We start from the raw sequence: 19,462 nt of genomic DNA, 5'->3' as shown, positions 1-19,462 counted from the left end.
CTGCAGGCCCTCGTCGGGCGGCTGCGCCGGGCACTGGGGCGGGACGCCGTCGTGTCCGTCCCCGGCGGGTACCGGCTGGACACCCGGCCCGGCGAGGTCGACCTGTTCCGGTTCGAGCGGCTGGCCACCGAGGCGGCCGCCGCGCTGCGGGCCGGGGACCCCGGGACCGCCGCCCGCCTGCTCGACGGAGCGCTGCGGCTGTGGCGCGGGCCCGCCCTGGCCGACCTGCCCGACCGGGACGGCGACCCCCTCGCCGTCCGGGCCGAGCGCCGCCGCACCGAGGCGCGCCGGGACCGGCTAGCCGCCGACGTCGCGCTCGGCCACGCCGAGGCGGCCCTCGCCGGTCTCGCCGAACTGGCCACCGCCCACCCCCTGGACGAGCCGCTGGCCGCACTGCGCATCCGGGCGCTGCGCGCCGCGGGCCGCCCCGCCGAGGCCCTCGCGGCGTACGAGGAGGTCCGCACCCGGCTCGCCGCCCGCCTCGGCACCGGCCCCGGCCCCGCCCTCAGGGTCCTGCATGCCGAACTGCTCGCGGGCGACACCGCCCCGGCCCCCGCGCCGGCGCACCCGGGACCCGTCCACTCCGCGCCGGCCCGCCCCGCGCCGGCCCGCCGGGCGCCCGGCAACCTCCGGGCCCGGCTCACCTCCTTCGTCGGACGGGACGACGAACTGGCCGCCCTCGCCGGAGAGGTGCGCGTGCGGCGGCTGGTCACCCTCCTCGGGCCCGGCGGCGTCGGCAAGACCCGCCTCGCCCTGGAGGCGGCCGCGGCGGTCGACGGCGCCGAGGACCTCTGGCCCGACGGCACCTGGCTCGCCGAACTCGCCCCCGTACGCGACGCCGCCGACGTCCCCGAGGCCGTGCTGAACGCCCTGGGCGCCCGCGAGCCCCTGCACCTGGGCACCGAGCACCGTGCCCAGGACCCGCTCGGCCGGCTCCTCGACCACTGCGCCCGGCGCCGCCTCCTGCTCGTCCTGGACAACTGCGAGCACCTCGTCGGCGCGGCGGCCACCCTCACCGACACGCTGCTGGCCCACTGCCCCGGCGTCACCGTCCTCGCCACCAGCCGCGAACCGCTCGGCGTACCCGGAGAGACCGTGCGCCCCGTCGAACCGCTGCCCCGGGACGCGGCGCTCCGGCTCCTCGCCGACCGGGGGGCCGACGCCCGCCCCGGCTTCCGCACCGACCACGACCCGCGGGCCTGCGCCGAGATCTGCCACCGCCTCGACGGGCTGCCGCTCGCCCTCGAACTGGCCGCCGCGCGGCTGCGCGCCCTCACCCCGCGCCAGATCGCCGACCGGCTCGACGACCGGTTTCGCCTCCTCGACCGCGGCGCCCGCACCGCCCTGCCGCGGCAGCAGACCCTCCGCGCGGTCGTCGACTGGTCGTGGGACCTGCTCGACGACGCCGAGCGGGCGGTCCTGCGGCGGCTGGCGGTCTTCGCCGGCGGCTGCTCCCTCGACCAGGCCGAGGAGGTGTGCGCCGACCCGGACACGCCGTCCCTCCTCACCTCCCTGGTCGACAAGTCCCTCGTCGTCGCCACGCCCACGCCGGCCGGTGACGGCATGCGGTACCGGCTCCTGGAGACCGTCGCCGACTACGCCGCCGAACGGCTCACCGAGGCGGGGGAGCGGGAGAGCACGGCCCGCCGCCACCTGGTCGCCGTGCGCGAGTTCGCCCGAGCGGCCGGCCGCCGGCTGTACGGGCCGCAGCAGACCCGGTGGCTGGAGGCGCTCGACGCCGAGCACGACAACCTCCGGGCGGCCCTGCGCACCGCCGTCGACCTGGGCGAGGAGCAGGAGGGCCTGTGCCTGGCCCTGTCGCTCGGCTGGTTCTGGCAGCTCCGCGGCCACCTGGCCGACGCGCGCACCTGGTCGGCCGAGGTCGCCGCCCTCGGCCCCGACCCGTTCGACGCCGGCGCCGGACCCGGGGTGCGCCGCGCGGAGCCGCTGCCCCGCCGGTGCACCGACCGGCCGCCACCGTGGCGGGAGGACGACCTGTGGGAGGCCCGGCGCGGGATACGGCTGATGGTCCTGGCCTCGGACGGCAGCCAGGGCGCCGCCACCTTGGAGAACCCGGCGAACCTGGCGTACCTGAGGGCGGTCGCCGAGGCCTACCGGCCCGGCCTGCCGCAGAACAGCCGCCAGCCCGGATCGATGTGGTTCTTCGTCAGGCTGCTGCTGGGCGAGTTCGCCGACCTCGCCGGAGCGATGGACGCGTACGTCTCGTGCTGCCGGGCGTACGGCGACGACGCGGACCTCGGCTTCGCCCTGCTGCTGCGGGCGAAGGTGTCACCCGGCGGCGGGGACGACGCCGACGAGGCCCTGGCCCGCTTCGGGGCGGCCGGCGACCCGTGGGGCATCGCCGAGGCGTACAGCGCCCGCGGTGAGCACCACGAGCGGCAGGGCAGGTACGCCGCGGCCGCCCGGGACTTCGAGCGGGCCGCCGAAGGGGCCGAACGGACCGGCGCGCGGGGCCTCGGCCCGGTGTTCCGCGCCAGGCTGGCCCACCTCCGGCTCCAGGACCGGCCCGGACCGCGGGAGCGCGAGGAGGCCGAGCGCATGCTCCGGGAGGCGGCCGAGGACGCGGCGGGGGCGACGGTGGAGTCGATCAGCTCCGCCCGCCTCCTGCTCGCCCAGCACTACGGCCGCACCGGCCGCGTCGCCCTCGCCCGGCAGCAGCTGGACACCATCGAGGCGGGGATGCCGGCCGGAACGGCCGAGCTGTTCACGGGCATGCTCATGGGGCTCCAGGGCTGGCTGGACTGCCTGGAGGGCGACCACGCGCGCGCCCGGCGTCGCCTCGCGGGCGCCGTACGCAGGATGGAGAAGCTCGCGTACATGGTGGCGCCGCGGCTCCTCGTCGGCCAGTTCCCGACCGCCGCCTGGGCCATGGCCGGGCAGGGCGACCCCGTGGACGGGGCGCGGCTCGTCGGCGCGTACGACCGGCACGCCGACGGCCCGGGAGGCACGGGCTTCCGCCAGTTCTCCGCCGACGCGGCGCAGGAGATCCGGCTGCGCGCCGAGGCGGAGCTGCGCGCGGTCCTCGGCCGGGAGGCGTACGCCCGCGCCCACGCCGAGGGCCGCGGCCTCACGGTGCGGGAGGCCGCGGCCCTCGTCCGCTGACGCGGCGCGCCCCGGCCGCGCGGGCGAGCGCCGGACGTCCCGCGCCGACGGTCCGCACCCGCCGTGACCCGCTCCCTGCGCACGGTGACCTCCCGGCCCCGTCCGCCACATCGCACCCCACCCGATCGGTGTAGGGGATGCGATCCGGGTACCCGGCGACGACAATGTCTGCAGGACGAACAAGGAGGCGGCATGAACGCTGAGCCCGATTCGACCTCCAAGCGAGAGGGCGTCACGCCCGACAGGCTTCTGCACAGCGGTGCGGAGGGCGAATTCAACGCCGAAGACCTGGTCCTCGCTTCAGGACGTGACGTCAACCCGAAGAATCTCGCCTGGGCCGAACGCAGGATGGCCGAGAAGGGCAAGGCCGCCCTCGACGAGCTCCTCCCCTGACCCTGCGACCCCTCGGGCCGCGCGACCGCCCCCGGCGGCCGCGCGGCCCGCAGCCCTGCCCGCCCCATCCCGCGCCCCGCCGGGACCCGGGGCCCGGCGACCGGCTCACCCGGTAGACGGCCGCGCGGCGTCCGACCCGGTCGCCCCGGTCGCGGTCGCTCCGTCCCCGGTCGCGTCCCGATCGGTCGCCACCGGCCCGGCCGGCGCGAGGGGCCCGCGCAGCGAGGACCGGCCGTCGTCCCAGGCCGCCAGCACCTGCTCCTCCCAGCGCTCGTCCAGCCACACCGTCGCCCGGATGCCGAACGCCACGTCCGCGGCCAGCCCCGGTTCACGGTCCAGCAGGTCGCCCAGCACGTCGCGGCGCATCACCTGCTCGTGGACGGCGTCCGCCTCGATGTGCTCCGTGAAGAACCGGACGCACCGCTCCTGCGCCCCCAGCCTCTCCAGCGCCCTGGCCATCCGCCGGGCGCCCGGGGGCGAGGTGACCTCGATGACCGCGAAGTTCCCCGCCGCCGCGCCCCGCAGCGACCGGTGCAGCCCGAACAGCGACATCACGTTCACCGTGGCGAGGGTCGCCGCGGGGACGAGGTCCAGGTAGCGGCCGTACGAGGAGTCCAGCCCCGCCCCCTCCATGAGGTCGGCGAACAGCCGCGCGTGCACCCGCTCGCCGCGGCCCCCGCCGAACTCGTCGTACGCCACCGCCACCAGGGAGGCCTTCGCCTGCCCTTCCAGGCGGGGGATCAGCCACGCCTGCGGATCGGACTCCTTGAGCTGGTACGGCGAGCGGTGCACCAGGTACTCCCGCATCAGCTCCCAGGTGCCCTCCCGCATCAGGCGGTGCGACACCCCGTGCCCGTCCACCGGTTCCACCAGCAGCGGCTCCAGCGCCGCCGTCACGTCGTCGCCGTCCGGCACCGCCGCGCGCAGCGCCTCCAGGAAGGCCTGCTCCATCGGCCGGCGCAGCGCCAGCAGCGCCGGGTCCCACTCCCGTTCGTCGGCCACGCCCTCCAGGGTCCGGTAGTGGGGTTCGTACGCCAGGTACAGCGCCAGCTGGAGGTCCTCGCCCAGCGGGTCGGCGCCCGCCACGGCGACCGCGGGCGCCGACCCGCCCCGCAGGACCCGCAGGACCGCGGCCGACAGGGGACCCCGCTCCCGCGGGAGGGGAGCGCCCGGCAGCGGAGCACCCTGCGGGGGAGCGTCCGGCACGCGCGCACCCGGGGCCGCCGGGCGCGCCTGCGGCCGGGGAGCCGTCTCCGTCATTCGCCCTCCTCGACGTCCATCTGCTCCAGCGGCCGTACCGCCGGGCCCTGCACCACCTTGCCGTCCACGTCGAACCGCGAGCCGTGGCACGGGCACTCCCACGCGCACTCCTCGTCGTTGAAGTGGACGATGCACCCGAGGTGGGTGCAGCGCGCCGACACGCCGTGCAGCGAGCCCGCGTCGTCCCGGTGCACCGCCACCCGCCGCCCCCCGACGCGTACGACCGCCCCGCCGCCGCGCGGGATGTCGTCCGTCGAGTCGGCGTGCGCACCCGGCAGCCGGTCACCGATGAAGTGCTTGCCCACCTGCGCCTGGAGCCGCAGCATGGCGGGCGCCTCGCGCACCGGGTGCAGCCGGGCCGGGTCGTACAGGCTGGTCCAGGCGGGCTCCCTGCCCCGGATGCGGGACGCGATGAGGTCGCCGGCCATCACGCCGTTGCTCATGCCCCAGCCGGCGAACCCGGTGGCCACGTACACGTGCCGCGACCCGGCGTGCAGCCGTCCCACGTACGGCACGTGGTCCGTCGTGACGTTGTCCTGCGTCGCCCAGCGGTGGGTGAGCTCCACGCCGCCGAAGTGCTCGCGCGCCCAGGAGGAGAGCTTGCCGTAGCGCTCGCCGACCTCGCCCTCGCCGACGGTGCCGGGGGTGAACTTCTCACCGGTGACGATCAGCATCCGCCGCCCGTCCTCGCCGAGCGGCGCCGTGCGCACCGAACGGGTGTTGTCGTCCCACGTCAGGAACATCCCGCCCGGGTCCTGCCCGGCCGGCAGCGGGCCGGCCACCACCAGCTCGCGCTTGGGCTCCAGCCGGGTGAACAGCAGTGCCCGGTCGAACACCGGGTAGTGGGTGGCGACGACGACCTCGCGCGCCGTGACGGTGTGCCCGGTGCTCGTCGTCAGCTCGCACGGGGAGCCCTCGTTCAGCCGCGTCACCCGGGTCCGCTCGAAGATCCGCCCGCCCAGCACCTCCAGGTCGGCCGCGAGGGCCAGCAGGTACTTGCGCGGGTGGAACTGTGCCTGGTTCTCCACCCTGACCGCGCCGACCACCGGGAACGGCAGCGGCACGTCGGTGACGTACGAGGCGTCCAGGCCGGCCTCCCGGGCCGCCTCCGCCTCCCGGCGCACCTGCTCCTCCTTGGCGGGATCGACGGTGTACGAGTACGCCGGCAGCCGCTCCAGGTCGCAGTCGATGCCCAGTTCGTCGCTGACCTCCGCCACCCGGTCGACGGCGATCTGCTGCGAATGGGCGTACAGCCGGGCGGCTCGCTTGCCGTGGATGCGGGCGATGTCCGCGTACACCATGCCGTGCAGCGCCGACAGCTTCGCCGTGGTGTGGCCCGTCACGGCCGACGCGACGCGGTCGGCCTCGAGCAGCACCACCTGGTGCCCGGCGCGGGCGAGCTCCCAAGCCGTGCAGATGCCGGCGATCCCGGCACCCACCACGGCCACCTCCGTCTCGACGGGGCCGTCCACGGCCGGACGGGTGGGGCCCGGGGCGTACTCCATCCACAGAGAACCCGAACCGGAACCGGACTCAAAGCTCATCGCTCACTCCTCACACACCGATCACCAGCGTTTCGCCGGGGAAGACCGAGGTACCCGCTGTGCATGCGTCTACTCAGACCGCGCGGCGTGTACGCGCCCCAGGAGGACACGGAATTGCTCGCCCAGGCGGCGCGCAGCGAGCTCCGCACGCTGTGCGCCCAGCCCGGCGTCGAGGTCCTGGACGTCGGAACCGGAACCGGCGCGCTGGCCCTCATGGCCGCCGAGTGCCCGGGCGCACGGGTGACCGCCGTCGACATCTCCTGGCGCGCCGTGCTCGCCGCGCGCTACAACGCCCGGCGCCGCCGGCTGCCGGTCGTCGTCCGGCACGGCGACCTGACGGAACCCGTCGAGGGGTGCCGGTTCGACCTGATCCTGTCCAACCCGCCCTACGTCCTGTCCCCGGGCCCGGTGCGGCGCGGCGAGGTGCGCACCTGGAACGCGGGCGTGGACGGCCGTCAGGTCCTGGACCGGCTCTGCGCACGCGTGCCGCACCTGCTGCGGGAGTCGGGCGTCCTGCTGCTGGTCCAGTCGGCGCTGTCCGGAGTGGACGCCACGCTGGGGCAACTGGAGGACGGCGGCTTGTCGGCGCGCGTCGAACTGCGGGCCAGGATCCCCTTCGGGCCGGTGATGGCGCGGCACGCGGAGTGGCTGGAGCAGCGGGGGCTGATAGGACCCGACGAGCGCAAGGAGGACCTGGTGGTGATCCGTGCGCAACGAAACTGAACCCGCGGCCGAGCGTTCCGCCCGACGGGTGACGATCGACCCGGAGGGCCCGGTCCTGATCGACGGGCCCGTCGAGGTCCGGATGCCGGACGGTACGACGGCGCGCTCCGACCGCTTCATGGTCGCGCTGTGCACCTGCCGCCGCAGCCGCCGCTACCCGTGGTGCGACACCAGCCACCGGCGCCGGACCCGCGGGGAGGATTGAAAGGCGCCGGCCTGCGTACTCGTACGGCATGAGCCACGCGAACCCCGATCCCGACCCGAACCCGGACCCCGATCCGGACCGCACCCCGGGCCTCGAACCCGGCGGGGGAGTCCCGCCGGGGGAGACCCCGCCCGGGGAGTCGAGCATGCCCGGGGCCGGGCCGAGGGAGACGCACAACCCGCCGACCGGCTGGGCCAAGGCACCCATGGTGCTGATCCTGCTGGTCGTGGTGCTCGTGGCGGCGCTGTTCGCCGCGATGGCACTGATGATCGCACTCTGAAGGGAGCAGGAGGCATGACAACCGCACGGCAGCTGATGACCGCGGGTGTCGACTGCGTCGGTGAGGGCGACACCGTCCTCCAGGCCGCCGAGATGATGAAACAGCTCGGGGTCGGCGCGATGCCGATCTGCGGATCCGACGACAAGCTCAAGGGCATGCTGACCGACCGCGACATCGTGGTGAAGGCGCTGGGCGCCGGCAAGGACCCCGCGACGACCACGGCCGGTGAGCTCGCCCAGGGCGGAGTCGTCTACGTCGACGCGGACGACGACGCCCAGCTGGTGCTGCGCAGGATGACCGAGCACAAGGTGCGCAGGCTCCCGGTGATCGACGACCACCGCCTGGTCGGCATGATCGCCCAGGCGGACGTCGCCCGCGCCCTGCCGGACCCCCAGGTCGGCGACCTGCTGGAGGCACTCTCCACCGACTGACCTCGCCTCCTCCCGGCCCCGCCCGCCGCCGCCCCGCGCCCCCGTGGTCCGGGGCGGTCGCCGTGCTTGCCCGTACGCCACCCGGTGATCGTGGACCGGCACCCCGCTGCGCTGCTTCCCCTCCCGTCACCGAGACACCTCACGCCCCGTCACGGCGCCCGAACCGTCACCGGATCAGGGGCGCGACACCCGCCCGACCCCGTACACACCGCGCGGCCGGACCGCCATACTGGACGGGCCGGGGAGGGGCGTGGCGGGGGCGACGGGCGGATCGACGGGGACACGACGGGGGCGATGGCACGCGATGGGGGACACCAGGCTGCTCCAGGGGCGGTACCGGCTGGAGGAGTTGATCGGACGCGGCGGCATGGGCGAGGTGTGGCGCGCCACCGACGAGGCGCTCGGCCGCCGCGTCGCGGTCAAGTGCCTCAAACCGCTGGGACCGCAACAGGACCGGAACTTCGGCACCGTGCTGCGCGAGCGGTTCCGCCGCGAGGCGCGCGTCGCGGCGGCGCTCCAGCACCGGGGCGTCACGGTCGTCCACGACTTCGGGGAGTCCGACGGACTGCTCTTCCTCGTCATGGAGCTCCTGGAGGGCCGCAACCTCAGCCAGCTCCTGGAGGACAACCAGCAGCACCCGCTGCCCGTCCACGTCGTGGTGGACATCGCCGAGCAGGTGGCCGACGCCCTCGCCCACACCCACCGGCAGGGCGTCGTGCACCGCGACCTGAAGCCCGCCAACATCATGCGGCTCGACGACGGCACGGTGAAGATCTGCGACTTCGGGATCGCCCGGCTCGGCGCCGACATCGGCTTCACCGCCCGCCTCACCGGCACCGGCATCGCCATGGGCACCCCGCACTACATGTCGCCCGAGCAGATCAGCGGCGGTCACGTCGACCACCGCAGCGACCTGTACTCCCTCGGCTGCGTCCTGTACGAGATCGCCACCGGCGTCCCGCCCTTCGACCTGGACGACGCCTGGGGGATACTCGTGGGCCACCGCGACACCCCGCCCGAGCCGCTGCGCAACCACCGGGCGGAACTGCCCGAGTTCTTCGAGCGGGCGGTGCTCGACCTGCTTGCCAAGACGCCCGACGGCCGGCCCACCGACGCCACCGACCTGCGACGCCGTATCATCGCCGCCCGCCCGGCCCCGGCCGCCGTGTTCCCCGCCCCCTTCCCGCTCGCGCCCCGCGCCCCCCACCTGCCGCCCTGGACCCGAGGCATGACCACCGGTCACAAGGCGGTCGGCACCCTGCTGCCGTACACCGCCCCGCCGCCCGACCCGGCGGCCGGCCTCACCGGCGCGTGGACGCCCCCCGCCCACGAGCCCGCCACCGACCGCCCCGGTACGGACGCGCCCGGCCCCGCCCGGCCCGGCGACGACCCGCCGGCCACCGACTGGCCCAGGGCGGACCGCGCCCGTACGGACCGTTCCCGCACGGACCTCACCGGCCCCGACCGCCCCGCCACCGACTGGCCCGGCACGGACCTGCCCCGCACCGACCGCCCCCGCACGGACCTCACCGGCACCGACCGCCCGGTGCCGGGGCGGGTCCACGTTCCCGCGCCCCGGGTCGTCGCCCACCTCGACGGCAGGCACAGCGCGGGGCTCAGCCTCGGCCGGCTGGGCCGCTGGGACGAGGCGGGCAAGGTGCACCGATCGGTCGCCGCCGAGCGGGAGCACGCCCTGGGCCCGGATCATCCCGACACGCTCACCAGCCGTTACGAGGCCGGGTTCGCGCTCACCAGGACCGGCCGGGACACCGACGCGCTGCGCGAGTTCGGGCGCGTCGCCGAGGGCCGTGCCCGCGCGCTCGGCCCCGACCACCCCGACACCCTCGCCGCCCGCCAGGAGATGGCGTTCGTCCTGGGCCGGCTCGGGCGTCACGCCGAGGCGCACCGGGTGTACACCTCCGTCCTCGACGCCCGCACCCGCACCATGGGCGCCGACCATCCCGACACGCTGCGCTGCCGCCACAACCTGGCGTGCACCCTCGGCCGCCTCGGGCGCCGGGAGGAGGCGTACCGGACGGCGTGCGACGTGGCCGCCGCGCGCGCCCGCCTGCTGGGGCCCGAGCACCCCGACACCCTCGTGACGCGGTACGAGGTGGCGTACACGCTCGGGCAGCTGGACCGCTGGACGGAGGCGCTGCGCACCTACCGGGAGGTCGCCTCGGCCCGCGCCCGCGCCCTCGGCCCGGACCACCCCGACACGCTCGCCGCCCGCCATGAGGCCGGGATAGCGCTGGGCAGGCTCGGGCGCGGCGACGAGGCGCTGGAGCTGTACCGCGACCTCGTGGCCACCCGCACCCGGGTGCACGGCCCGGACCACCCGGAGACCCTGCGCGCCCGGCACGGCCTGGGCGTCAACCTGGGCCGGCTCCGCCGCTGGCAGGACGCGCTCGTCGAGGCGCGGGACGTGTGCGCGATCCGCGAACGCGTCCTGGGCCCCGACCATCCCGACACCCTGGTCAGCTGCCGGGAGGTCGCCGTGGCGCTCGGCTGGCTCGGCCTGTGGGCGGAGGCGCTCGCCGCGTACGAGCGGGTCGCCGAGGCCCGGGACCGGGTGCTGGGCGCCACCCATCCGGACGCCCTGGCCAGCCGCGGCGACGAGGCCCACTGCCTGCAGCAGCTCGGACGGCGCACCGAGGCCGTCGAGCTGTACCGGCGGGTCGCCGAGCTGCGCGGCCGGGACGGCGGGCACTGGAAGGCCGGCGCGGACGCGTGCTACGAAGGGCCATGACCGTACAGCGCTCGTACGACGCCGTCATCGTCGGCGGTGGCCACAACGGACTGGTCGCCGCCGCCTACCTCGCCCGGGCCGGGCGTTCCGTCCTCGTCCTGGAACGCCTGCCGGACACGGGCGGGGCCGCCGTCTCCACCCGGCCCTTCCCCGGGGTCGACGCCCGGCTGTCCCGCTACTCCTACCTGGTGTCGCTGCTGCCGCGGAAGATCGTGCGCGACCTGGGCCTGCGGTTCGCCGTCGCGCGGCGCACCGTCTCCTCGTACACGCCGGCCGAGCGCCGCGGCCGGGCCACGGGCCTGCTGGTGGGCGGCGCGGGCACTCGCGAGTCGTTCGCCGCGCTCACCGGATCGGACGCCGAGTACGCGGCGCGGCAGCGGTTCTACGCGATGACCGGGCGCGTCGCCGAGCGGGTCTTCCCCACCCTCACCGAGCCGCTTCCGGCCCGCGAGGAACTGCGGGCCCGCGTCGCGGACGACGACGCCTGGCGGAGGCTCTTCGAGGAGCCCGTCGGCGTCGCGATCGAGGAGCACTTCGACGACGACCTGGTACGGGGCGTGGTGCTCACCGACGCGCTGATCGGGACGTTCGCCGACGCCCACGACCCGTCGCTCGTCCAGAACCGCTGCTTCCTGTACCACGTGATCGGCGGCGGCACGGGGGAGTGGAACGTGCCGGTCGGCGGCATGGGCGCCCTCACCGGCGCCCTGGCGGACGCGGCGCGCTCGGCCGGTGCCGACCTGCGCACCGGTCACGAGGCGGTGCGGATCCGGACGGACGGCCGGGCCGCCGAGGTCGCCTTCCGCACGAGCGGCGCGGAGGGCACGGTCGCCGCCCGGCACGTCCTGGTCGGCGCCTCGCCGCACGCACTGGCCGCGCTGCTGGGCGACCCCGCGCCGCCGCCCGTCGAGGGTGCCCAACTGAAGGTCAACATGCTGCTGAAGCGGCTGCCCCGGCTGAAGGACCACGGCGTCGACCCGCGCGACGCGTTCGCCGGGACGTTCCACGTCTCCGAGGGGTACACCCGGCTGGCGACCGCCTACCGGGAGGCGGCGACCGGCCGGCTGCCGAGCGCGCCGCCCTCCGAGATCTACTGCCACTCGCTGAGCGATCCGTCGATCCTCGGACCGGACCTGGCCGCCCGCGGCTTCCAGACCCTCACGCTCTTCGGCCTGCACACCCCGGCCCGGCTCTTCACCTCCGGCAACGACGCCGCCCGTGCCGCGCTCCTGGCGGCCACCGTCGCCGAACTCGACGCCCACCTGGACGAACCGCTCGCCGACTGCCTCGCCACCGACGCGGACGGCCGGCCGTGCATCGAGGCCAGGACCCCGCTCGACCTGGAGCGGGACCTCCGGCTGCCCGGCGGTCACATCTTCCACGGCGACCTCGCCTGGCCGTACGCCACCGACGCCACCGGCCGCTGGGGCGTGGAGACCGCGCACGCCAACGTGCTGCTGTGCGGTGCGGGCGCGGTGCGGGGAGGCGGTGTCAGCGGAATCCCCGGCCACAACGCCGCCATGGCGGTGCTGGGCCGCTGACACCGGGTGGCCCCGGGCGGCGGCCCCACCCGGCGGGACCGGATCCGGCCGCCCGGGCCCGGACACACGGATGGGCGCCGCGAGGGCGCCCATCCGGGTGTGGCTCGTGGGTCAGCCGACGTCCCAGCAGGTGGCGTCGAAGTGCTTGACCTTCACGTCGCCGGCCTTGACGTGACCGCCGGAACCCCAGCAGCCTTCCACGTCCGAGCCGTGGGCGGCGGCGGGGGCGGCGGCCATGAAGCCGACGGCGAGCAGACCGGCGAGAACGAGCGAGATGCGCCGAAGCATGAGTTTCTCCTTCGAGTTGGGGACTCGACACGACTGTTCATCAGCCACCGCCCGACCGCACGTCGAGTCGCGCGGGCGGGTGGTGCCTCCCGCCCACCCCGCCGTACGCGCCCCCACGGCCGACCACTCCGCCGGCTCCCGGCCACCCCCTGCGCGCGACCGCGTGCACAGCAGGCCGGTCGGCCGAGACGTCGGCGCGCCACCCGCACGGCTCGGCCGGCGCCGCGGCCACGCGCCGCGGTCGATCCGGCCGTCACCGCCGACCGGCACGTACGCCCGCCGACCCGGCGCCCCGGCCGGTCGCATCGACACGGGGGCCGGCGCCCCGGCCGCGCATGTCCGCACGGGCGGCAGAGCGCCCGCCGCGCCCACCGCCCCCGGCCCGGCATGCCACTGCCCGGGCGGGCAACAGCCCCCGGGCATGCCGCGGCCCCGGGGCCGTGGTGTGACACGGTCCCGGGGCCGGGCGTGACGCGGGCGGGTCAGGTCCGGGTCGGCGGGTCCTGGTTGGGGTCGCTGCCGAACCGCTCCCTCGCCCGGTCCTGCGCGGTGTCGACCTGACCGGTGTACTTGCCCCGGGTCTTGTCGTCGACGTAGTCACCGCCCCTGTCGATTCCCTTGCCGGCCTTGTCCTCGTGGCCCTTGAGCATGTTCTTGAGCTTGTCCATCACGGACATAGGGTCGTCCTCCTCGCCGAGTGACCCCCCGCCCCCCCAGTTTCGCCCGCCCGTGCGCAACCCGCATCCCCGGCCGTCCGGGCCGTCAGTCCGCCGAGGCGGTCCACCCCCGTGCCTCGACCCGGGCCCCGTCCACCGGCCGTGTCTCGTCGAACAGGGTCCGGGAGCCGTCCTGCACCCGGATGCCGTCCACGTACACCCCGCGCCCGACGTACAGCCGGTCGGTCACGTACCGCCAGCGCAGCCGGACGGGTGTGCGCCGCCACGCGGACAGGTCGGCCTCCAGCCGGTGCCAGGCCCGCCCTGACCACCCGCTCACCCTTCCGTCCGGGCGGTTGCGGGGTGCCTGCCCGGGCCCTTCGGTGACGAACGGCACCGGTTGCCACGTCGCGCCCGCGTCGCCGGAGGCCTCCAGGAACAGGCCGTCCGAGACCGGCTCGGTGTCCCACCACAGGGAGCAGCGCAGCCGAGGGCGCGGCGAGGCGGGCGTCAGGTCCGGCAGGGTGAGGGTGGCCGCCGTGTCCGGGGCCATGCCCGCGTACCAGGCGGTCCGGCCGCGCGCGGGGCGTACGGGAACGGCGCGGGCCAGGTGGTTGGCGGCGGCCACGCGCGGCGCGGAGCCGGAGCGCCAACTGCGCACGGGGTGGACCGAGTTGCCGAGGACGACCAGGAACGCGTCGGTGGTGGGGTCGATCACCAGGCTGGTGCCGGTGAAGCCGGTGTGCCCCGCGGTGTGCGGGGTGGCCATGGCGCCCATGTACCAGTGCTGGTACAGCTCGAAGCCGAGGCCGTGCTCGTCGCCGGGGAAGGCGGTGTTGAAGTCGGTGAACATCAGCCGCACCGACTTCGGCTCCAGGATGCGGGCGTGCCCGTAGACGCCGCCGTTGAGCAGCGTACGGGCGAGAACGGCGAGGTCCCAGGCGCAGGAGAAGACGCCGGCGTGGCCGGCGACGCCCCCGAAGGCGTGGGCGTTCTCGTCGTGGACCTCGCCCCACACCAGGCCGCGGTCGAGGCCCGACCAGGGCGGCCGGGCGTCCTCGGTGGCGGCGATCTTCGGTCTCCAGGAGGCGGGAGGGTTGAAGCGCGTGCGGTGCATCCCGAGCGGAGCGGTGATCTCGTTGCGGAGCAGTGCGTCCAGGGAGTGGCCGGTGATCTCCTCCAGGATCAGCTGCAAGGCGATCAGGTTGAGATCGGAGTAGAGGTAACGCGTGCCGGGCGGACTCGCCGGTGCCTCCTGCCACAGCAGCCGCAGCTTCCCCTCCCGTGTCGGCTCCTTGTACAGCGGGATCCACGCCCGGAGCCCGGAGGTGTGCGTGAGCAGCTGGCGGACCGTGATGTCCTGCTTGCCGCCGCCCCCGAACTCCGGCAGGTACGCCGTGACCCTTTCCTCCAGGTCCAGCGCGCCGCGCTCGATCTGCTGCACCGCCAGGATCGCGGTGAACAGCTTCGAGACCGACGCCAGGTCGAACACGGTGTCGTCGGCCATCGCGATCCGCCGCTCCGGCGGCAGCTCCACGCCCGTGTCGGTCTCCTCGTCGTACGCCGAGTAGCGCACCGCGTGCCCGATCGCCCGGTGCAGTGCCACCGTGGCCCCCCGGCCCGCCAGCAGCACCGCGCCGGCGAACCACGGGTGCCTGGGGGAGGGGCTCAGGAACCGCTCGGCGTCGGCCACCAGCCGGTCCAGGTGCTCGGGCAGCAGCCCGGCCCGCTCGGGGGAGCCCAGCCGCAGGGTGGGCCGGCCCCCACCCGCCGTACTGCCGACGGCAGCCGCCGCGGCCCCCGGAACAGAACCGATCACCAGCGCACCTCCCAGGGTCAGCATGCCGCCGCCGAACCGGCGACGGCTCATCCCCTCCGTCAGTCCCACCACGCTCCCCCTCCTCGGGCCGGACGCACCCGAACCTCTCCGCACCGTCCTGAAAGATTCCTTCGGCATCACACGCACCAGGTGAAACTTTCTTACCGGCCCTCCGTGGCGTCAAGAACCGGCCGCCCACAAAGAATCTGACACCTCATCAGTCCAATGGGGAACCCCTTGTCACCGATCCTGCCGCCGCGCCACTCCCATGACGCCGCTCCGTCCGGCACCGGTGCGTACGTCCCCAGGCGGCCCGGGCGGCCGCGGCGCCCCCAGCCCCCGGGCCGGGCGGGGGTCCGTGCCGTACCCGGTTCGGGCGGCTCCGCCGCGCGGGGCCGCGCACGCTCTGGCAGCGTGGCGGCATGAGTACCGGCACGGGCGCGGGCGCCGACACGGACACCGGCACGGGCGGCCAAGGGGCGGAACCCGGCCGGACGCCGCTCGCCCGCCAATGGACGACGTGGGTGCCGGTGGTCGCCGTGCTCGTCCTGGGCATCGGGTGGGGGCGCGACCTGCCCGGCCCGGTCGTCGCCGTCGTCGGCCTCTGCCTGATCGGCTCCGTCCTGTCGGCCGTGCACCACGCCGAGGTCGTCGCCCACCGCGTCGGTGAGCCCTTCGGGTCGCTCGTCCTCGCCGTCGCCGTGACCGTCATCGAGGTCGGGCTCATCGTGATGCTGATGGCGGACGGCGGGGACAAGGCCTCCACGTACGCCCGGGACACCGTCTTCGCCGCCGTCATGATCACCTGCAACGGCATCGTCGGCCTGTCCCTCCTCGTCGCCGCCCTCCGCAGACGCGTCGCCGTCTTCAACGCCGAGGGCTCGGGCGGGGCGCTGGCCACCGTCATCACCCTGGCGGCCATGACACTGGTGCTGCCCAGCTTCACCACCAGCCAGCCGGGCCCCGAGTTCACCGGCGTACAGCTCGCCTTCGCCGCCGTCGCCTCCCTCTGCCTGTACGGACTCTTCGTCGCCGTGCAGACCGTCCGCCACCGCGACTACTTCCTGCCCGTCGCCCGCGAGGGGCAGGAAGCACCCGGGGACGACGAGCACGCCCCGCCCCCCACCCCGAGGGAGACCTGGGGCAGCCTCGCGCTCCTGGTGCTCGCCCTGGTCGCCGTCGTCGGCAACGCCAAACTGATCTCGCCCGCCATCGAGGACGGCGTCGAGTCCGCCGGCCTGCCCAAGGCGGTCGTCGGCGTCGTCATCGCCCTCATGGTGCTGCTGCCCGAGACCCTGGCGGCGGTCCGCGCAGCCCGCCGCGACCGGGTGCAGACCAGCCTCAACCTGGCGTACGGCTCCGCCATCGCCAGCATCGGCCTGACCATCCCGGCCATCGCGCTCGCCTCCGTCTGGCTGTCCGGACCCCTGGTCCTCGGACTGGGACCGCTCCACCTGGCGCTGCTCACGCTCACCGCGGCGGTCAGCGCCCTGACCGTGGTGCCCGGACGAGCCACCCTCCTCCAGGGCGGCGTGCACCTGGTGCTGTTCGCCGCCTTCGTGTTCCTCTCCTTCAGCCCCTGATCCTCAACCCCCTGACGCGACGGACGCGGGACGGGTCACCGAGTCCGGCTGTCCGTGCGCCTGGGTGAACACCGCGGCCGCACATGACGAAACCCGGGGCAGCCGCAGAGCTGCCCCGGGGTCAACGGGAACGACGGGGGAGGGTGGCGCGAGCGGGTGCGGAGGAGCAAGGCGCCTTCCGAGAGGCCCGAGCCGCAGGCCCGTCCGTCGCCCGGTCAGCCGCCCACCCCCGTGACCGGCCTGTCAACCGGCCGTCGCGCACCGGCCCCGCCCGGCCGGGCCGGAGCCGTCAGCCCCGGGTCAGGCGGACGCACTCGGCGACCACCTCGCGCAGGCTCCCGGTCCGTTGCAGCAGTTCGCGCTGGATCCGCGAACCGGTGCCCGTCTTCAGCAGCCCGGCCAGCGCCTCCTGTGCGGGCAGCACGTCGCCGCTCTCCTCCAGGGCGTCCCTGACGTGGTCGAACAGAGCCCGCACCACCGCCTCGGCCGGCGCCGGCCGCATCGTCACCGGGTGGATCAGCTGGTCCTCCAGCCCCGACCGCGCCGCCCGCCAGGCGGCCAGCCGCAGCAGCGCGACACCGTGCCGCGCGGGCGGCTCACCGTCCCGCCACTGCCGCGCCGCCGTCTCCACCAGGGCGCGCACCAGCGTCGCCAGCAGCACCGTGGTCGACGGATCGAGGCAGACGTCCGCCACCCGGATCTCCACCGTCGGGTAGGAGTGGGACAGCCGGGCGTCGAAGTAGATCATGCCCTCGTCCCGCAGGACCCCGCTGGCCACCATGTCGGCGACCTGCTCGTGGTAGCGGTCGGCGGACCCGAAGATCTCCACCGGTCCGGCCGACGGCCACCGCCCCCAGACCCGGTTGCGGTAGCTGGCGTACCCGCTCTCCTCGCCCTGCCAGAACGGCGAGTTCGCGCTCATCGCCAGCAGCACCGGCAGCCACGGCCGGATGCGGTCCAGGACCGCCACGCCCTCCTCGTCCGACTCCACCGACACGTGCACGTGGCAGCCGGAGGTCAGCTGCTCCTGCGCGGTGAGGCCGAAGTGCTCCTTGAGCCACTGGTGGCGCTCGCCGGTACCGATGGTGGGGGAGACCGGCAGCGGTGACGTGGCGAGCGCGGCGACCGCCGCGTCCAGCCCCTCCGCGTGCCGCGCGGCCTCCGCCCGCCACCGCCGGATCTCGTCGCCCAGCTCACCCATGTCGGTCTGCGGGCGCGTGGCGAACTCCAGCTGCTGGCGCTGCAGTTCGCTCTCGAACACCTCGTCGTTGCCCTGCGGGTCCCGGGCCACGGCCGCCAGGACGGCCGTCGACAGGGCCCTCGGCTCCCCGCTCCGGCCGTCCACCAGAAGGAGCTCCTCCTCGACACCCACGCTGCGCACCATCGTCCTGCCTCTCTTGCGGAATGACCGTCGTCTGCCCCCGATCCGAACCCTCACGCATCGGCCGCACACCCGCCCCGACCTGGACAGGTGTGCGAGAGCGCCCGGACGGGGCATACGGGCAGAACAAGATCGTCGGCGTACGAGGGACGAGAAGGGAGCCCGCTGATGGCGATACCCGTCCGCAGGCCGCGCACGGACCGGACGCTCCGCCGCCCCGCCGCCCGCGCGGCCGGGGCCCGCCGCCCGGGCCTCCGTCTCCGCGAGGTGACGCTGGGCTTCGGCCTGGTGGCGATCCTCCTGTGCGGTACGGCCGTGATGGCGCGGGCCGCCATGGGGGACACCGCCGACGTGCCCGCCGCCGTGCTGGCCGTCGCGGGCGGGCTGCTGGTGTCCTGGGTCCTGGTCCGCGCCGCGGGCAGGCGCCGCCCGCGGGCCGTCCCGCCCGTGACCGCGGAGCCGGTGGGAGCGGTGGCGACGGTCACGGAGGCGGCCGGGGAGCCGGCCGCGTACGTGGCCGACGACCTGGTCGAGGACCTGGTCGAGGAGCCGGCCGTCCACGTGGACTACACGGCCCTGGACGCGGACGCGTTCGAACAGGCCGTCGCGGACCTCTGCGTACGGGACGGCTGCCTGGACGTCGAGGTGGTCGGCGGCGCGGGCGACCTGGGCGCCGACGTGGTGGCCACCGCGCCCGACGGGCGGCGCGTCGTCATCCAGTGCAAGGCGTACGGACCCGACAACAAGGTCGGTTCCCAGGACCTCCAGCGCTTCGGCGGCACCTGCTTCGCCGTGCACGAGGCGCATGTCGCCGCCGTCGTGACCACCAGCGAGTTCACCGAGCCGGCCGCCCAGTACGCCGCCCAGTGCGGCATCCTCTGCGTCGACGGCCCGGGCCTCGACGCCTGGACGGACGGCACCGGCCCGGCGCCCTGGCTCCAGGCGCCCCTCCAGGGGGCCGGCTGCTGAGCCGCCGGCCGGCGGCATCCCCGGACGCCGCCGGCGGCGGACCTCAGCGCACCGCGGACGGCGGCGCCCCCTCGGACCTCTCCTCCGTCCGGGCCCCCGGCTCCGCGTCCGTCCCGGCCAGGCGCTCGCCGGACTCCGGATCCACGAACTCGAACGACCGCCACCGGCGGGGCTGCGTCCGGGGCCGTGAGGTCGCCGACGGCCTGTCACCGGCACCACGCCGCTGCGCCGGCTGCCGACCCAGCGCGTCCACCGGGCGCAGGAACTGCTCGAGACCACCGACGACACCGTCGACGCCATCGCCGCGGCGACCGGCATGGGCACCGCCACCACGCTGCGCCGGCACTTCCACCGCAGCGTGGGCGTACCGCCCGACGCCTACCGGCGCACCTTCAGCAGCGCCCGGGCCGACGACGCCATGCGCGGCTGACCGCCGCCGGCCGCCGCTTGGCACCGCCGCACCGGCCGGACGGGACGGGTCGCGGCGCACCCGACCGGGCGCGTCGTCCACCGCCGC

Annotated in this window: 16 protein-coding genes and 1 pseudogene; 11 read left to right on the top strand and 6 right to left on the bottom strand. The window is 75.6% G+C overall.

Annotated features, from left to right (window positions below):
• Positions 1–51 precede the first annotated feature (51 nt).
• Together A4V12_RS19560 and A4V12_RS19555 are read left to right on the top strand one after the other, a co-directional pair.
• The gene (locus tag A4V12_RS19560; protein WP_064070653.1) at positions 52–3,123 is read left to right on the top strand and encodes an ATP-binding protein; all 3,072 of its coding nucleotides are present in this window, start codon (positions 52–54) and stop codon (positions 3,121–3,123) included.
• Positions 3,124–3,315: 192 nt separating this feature from the next.
• Positions 3,316–3,516 (top strand): hypothetical protein, encoded by a 201-nt coding sequence (locus A4V12_RS19555; protein WP_064070652.1) that lies wholly within the window; start codon positions 3,316–3,318, stop codon positions 3,514–3,516.
• Between the two features lie 105 nt (positions 3,517–3,621).
• Here A4V12_RS19555 and A4V12_RS19550 read toward each other — a convergent pair whose 3' ends face one another.
• Together A4V12_RS19550 and A4V12_RS19545 are read right to left on the bottom strand one after the other, a co-directional pair.
• Positions 3,622–4,776 (bottom strand): iron-containing redox enzyme family protein, encoded by a 1,155-nt coding sequence (locus tag A4V12_RS19550; protein WP_064070651.1) that lies wholly within the window; start codon positions 4,774–4,776, stop codon positions 3,622–3,624.
• On the bottom strand, positions 4,773–6,320 hold the full coding sequence (locus tag A4V12_RS19545) for an FAD-dependent oxidoreductase (RefSeq protein ID WP_064070650.1): 1,548 nt from the start codon (positions 6,318–6,320) through the stop codon (positions 4,773–4,775). The genes A4V12_RS19550 and A4V12_RS19545 overlap by 4 nt, the downstream gene beginning before the upstream one ends.
• Before the next feature lie 63 nt (positions 6,321–6,383).
• On the opposite strand from A4V12_RS19545, the gene A4V12_RS19540 reads away from it, so the two are divergent.
• The 6 genes from A4V12_RS19540 to A4V12_RS19515 all read left to right on the top strand — a co-directional run bounded on the left by A4V12_RS19540 (position 6,384) and on the right by A4V12_RS19515 (position 12,249).
• The gene (locus tag A4V12_RS19540) at positions 6,384–7,043 is read left to right on the top strand and encodes a HemK2/MTQ2 family protein methyltransferase (RefSeq protein ID WP_064070649.1); all 660 of its coding nucleotides are present in this window, start codon (positions 6,384–6,386) and stop codon (positions 7,041–7,043) included.
• Positions 7,027–7,248, top strand: a complete 222-nt coding sequence (locus tag A4V12_RS19535; RefSeq protein ID WP_234372245.1) for a CDGSH iron-sulfur domain-containing protein — start codon at positions 7,027–7,029, stop codon at positions 7,246–7,248. The genes A4V12_RS19540 and A4V12_RS19535 overlap by 17 nt, the downstream gene beginning before the upstream one ends.
• A gap of 28 nt (positions 7,249–7,276) precedes the next feature.
• Positions 7,277–7,528, top strand: a complete 252-nt coding sequence (locus A4V12_RS19530; RefSeq protein ID WP_064070647.1) for a DUF6480 family protein — start codon at positions 7,277–7,279, stop codon at positions 7,526–7,528.
• 14 nt (positions 7,529–7,542) lie between these two features.
• Positions 7,543–7,959: a CBS domain-containing protein gene (locus tag A4V12_RS19525; RefSeq protein ID WP_064070646.1), complete on the top strand. Its 417-nt coding sequence runs from the start codon at positions 7,543–7,545 to the stop codon at positions 7,957–7,959.
• A 304-nt stretch (positions 7,960–8,263) separates the two neighbouring features.
• Positions 8,264–10,708, top strand: a complete 2,445-nt coding sequence (locus tag A4V12_RS19520) for a serine/threonine-protein kinase (protein ID WP_064070645.1) — start codon at positions 8,264–8,266, stop codon at positions 10,706–10,708.
• A complete protein-coding gene (locus A4V12_RS19515) occupies positions 10,705–12,249 on the top strand; it encodes a phytoene desaturase family protein (protein WP_064070644.1) in 1,545 nt (514 codons plus the stop codon). Before A4V12_RS19520 ends, A4V12_RS19515 begins: the two co-directional genes overlap by 4 nt.
• Before the next feature lie 111 nt (positions 12,250–12,360).
• On the opposite strand, the gene A4V12_RS37600 is transcribed toward A4V12_RS19515, so the two are convergent.
• The 3 genes from A4V12_RS37600 to A4V12_RS19505 form a co-directional block, all read right to left on the bottom strand.
• Positions 12,361–12,537 (bottom strand): hypothetical protein, encoded by a 177-nt coding sequence (locus tag A4V12_RS37600; RefSeq protein ID WP_159028900.1) that lies wholly within the window; start codon positions 12,535–12,537, stop codon positions 12,361–12,363.
• A gap of 482 nt (positions 12,538–13,019) precedes the next feature.
• A complete protein-coding gene (locus A4V12_RS19510) occupies positions 13,020–13,214 on the bottom strand; it encodes an antitoxin (protein WP_064070643.1) in 195 nt (64 codons plus the stop codon).
• Positions 13,215–13,299: 85 nt separating this feature from the next.
• Positions 13,300–15,063 carry a serine hydrolase gene (locus A4V12_RS19505; RefSeq protein ID WP_064070927.1) on the bottom strand — a complete coding sequence of 588 codons (1,764 nt, stop codon included), beginning with the start codon at positions 15,061–15,063 and terminating at the stop codon, positions 13,300–13,302.
• 371 nt (positions 15,064–15,434) lie between these two features.
• On the opposite strand from A4V12_RS19505, the gene A4V12_RS19500 reads away from it, so the two are divergent.
• Entirely contained in the window at positions 15,435–16,595 is a 1,161-nt protein-coding gene (locus A4V12_RS19500) for a calcium:proton antiporter (RefSeq protein WP_079137156.1), read from the top strand.
• A 289-nt stretch (positions 16,596–16,884) separates the two neighbouring features.
• Here A4V12_RS19500 and A4V12_RS19495 read toward each other — a convergent pair whose 3' ends face one another.
• Positions 16,885–17,976: a glutamate--cysteine ligase 2 gene (locus A4V12_RS19495; protein WP_064070925.1), complete on the bottom strand. Its 1,092-nt coding sequence runs from the start codon at positions 17,974–17,976 to the stop codon at positions 16,885–16,887.
• 168 nt (positions 17,977–18,144) lie between these two features.
• Here A4V12_RS19495 and A4V12_RS19490 point away from each other — a divergent pair, with 168 nt between their 5' ends.
• Positions 18,145–18,945, top strand: coding sequence for a restriction endonuclease (locus tag A4V12_RS19490; protein ID WP_079137155.1), 801 nt, complete (start codon positions 18,145–18,147; stop codon positions 18,943–18,945).
• A 199-nt stretch (positions 18,946–19,144) separates the two neighbouring features.
• Positions 19,145–19,375: pseudogene (locus tag A4V12_RS35330) on the top strand (helix-turn-helix domain-containing protein); the annotation flags it as partial.
• Positions 19,376–19,462: the final 87 nt, after the last annotated feature.

Origin of the sequence: Streptomyces noursei, assembly GCF_001646665.1 — a bacterium.
GTDB classification, from domain to species: domain Bacteria; phylum Actinomycetota; class Actinomycetes; order Streptomycetales; family Streptomycetaceae; genus Streptomyces; species Streptomyces lavendulocolor.
Note: the sequence above shows the minus strand (reverse complement) of the source record. Positions and strands in the feature narration are given on the sequence as shown.

What these genes read in the sequence shown, in the direction of transcription:
- A4V12_RS19530 (WP_064070647.1), top strand. Translation starts at nt 7,277, where the DNA reads ATGAGCCACGCGAACCCCGATCCCGACCCGAACCCGGACCCCGATCCG.
- A4V12_RS19550 (WP_064070651.1), bottom strand. Translation starts at nt 4,776, where the DNA reads ATGACGGAGACGGCTCCCCGGCCGCAGGCGCGCCCGGCGGCCCCGGGT.
- A4V12_RS19490 (WP_079137155.1), top strand. Translation starts at nt 18,145, where the DNA reads ATGGCGATACCCGTCCGCAGGCCGCGCACGGACCGGACGCTCCGCCGC.
- A4V12_RS19515 (WP_064070644.1), top strand. Translation starts at nt 10,705, where the DNA reads ATGACCGTACAGCGCTCGTACGACGCCGTCATCGTCGGCGGTGGCCAC.
- A4V12_RS37600 (WP_159028900.1), bottom strand. Translation starts at nt 12,537, where the DNA reads ATGCTTCGGCGCATCTCGCTCGTTCTCGCCGGTCTGCTCGCCGTCGGC.
- A4V12_RS19500 (WP_079137156.1), top strand. Translation starts at nt 15,435, where the DNA reads ATGAGTACCGGCACGGGCGCGGGCGCCGACACGGACACCGGCACGGGC.
- A4V12_RS19555 (WP_064070652.1), top strand. Translation starts at nt 3,316, where the DNA reads ATGAACGCTGAGCCCGATTCGACCTCCAAGCGAGAGGGCGTCACGCCC.
- A4V12_RS19545 (WP_064070650.1), bottom strand. Translation starts at nt 6,320, where the DNA reads ATGAGCTTTGAGTCCGGTTCCGGTTCGGGTTCTCTGTGGATGGAGTAC.
- A4V12_RS19525 (WP_064070646.1), top strand. Translation starts at nt 7,543, where the DNA reads ATGACAACCGCACGGCAGCTGATGACCGCGGGTGTCGACTGCGTCGGT.
- A4V12_RS19540 (WP_064070649.1), top strand. Translation starts at nt 6,384, where the DNA reads ATGCGTCTACTCAGACCGCGCGGCGTGTACGCGCCCCAGGAGGACACG.
- A4V12_RS19520 (WP_064070645.1), top strand. Translation starts at nt 8,264, where the DNA reads ATGGGGGACACCAGGCTGCTCCAGGGGCGGTACCGGCTGGAGGAGTTG.
- A4V12_RS19510 (WP_064070643.1), bottom strand. Translation starts at nt 13,214, where the DNA reads ATGTCCGTGATGGACAAGCTCAAGAACATGCTCAAGGGCCACGAGGAC.
- A4V12_RS19505 (WP_064070927.1), bottom strand. Translation starts at nt 15,063, where the DNA reads ATGAGCCGTCGCCGGTTCGGCGGCGGCATGCTGACCCTGGGAGGTGCG.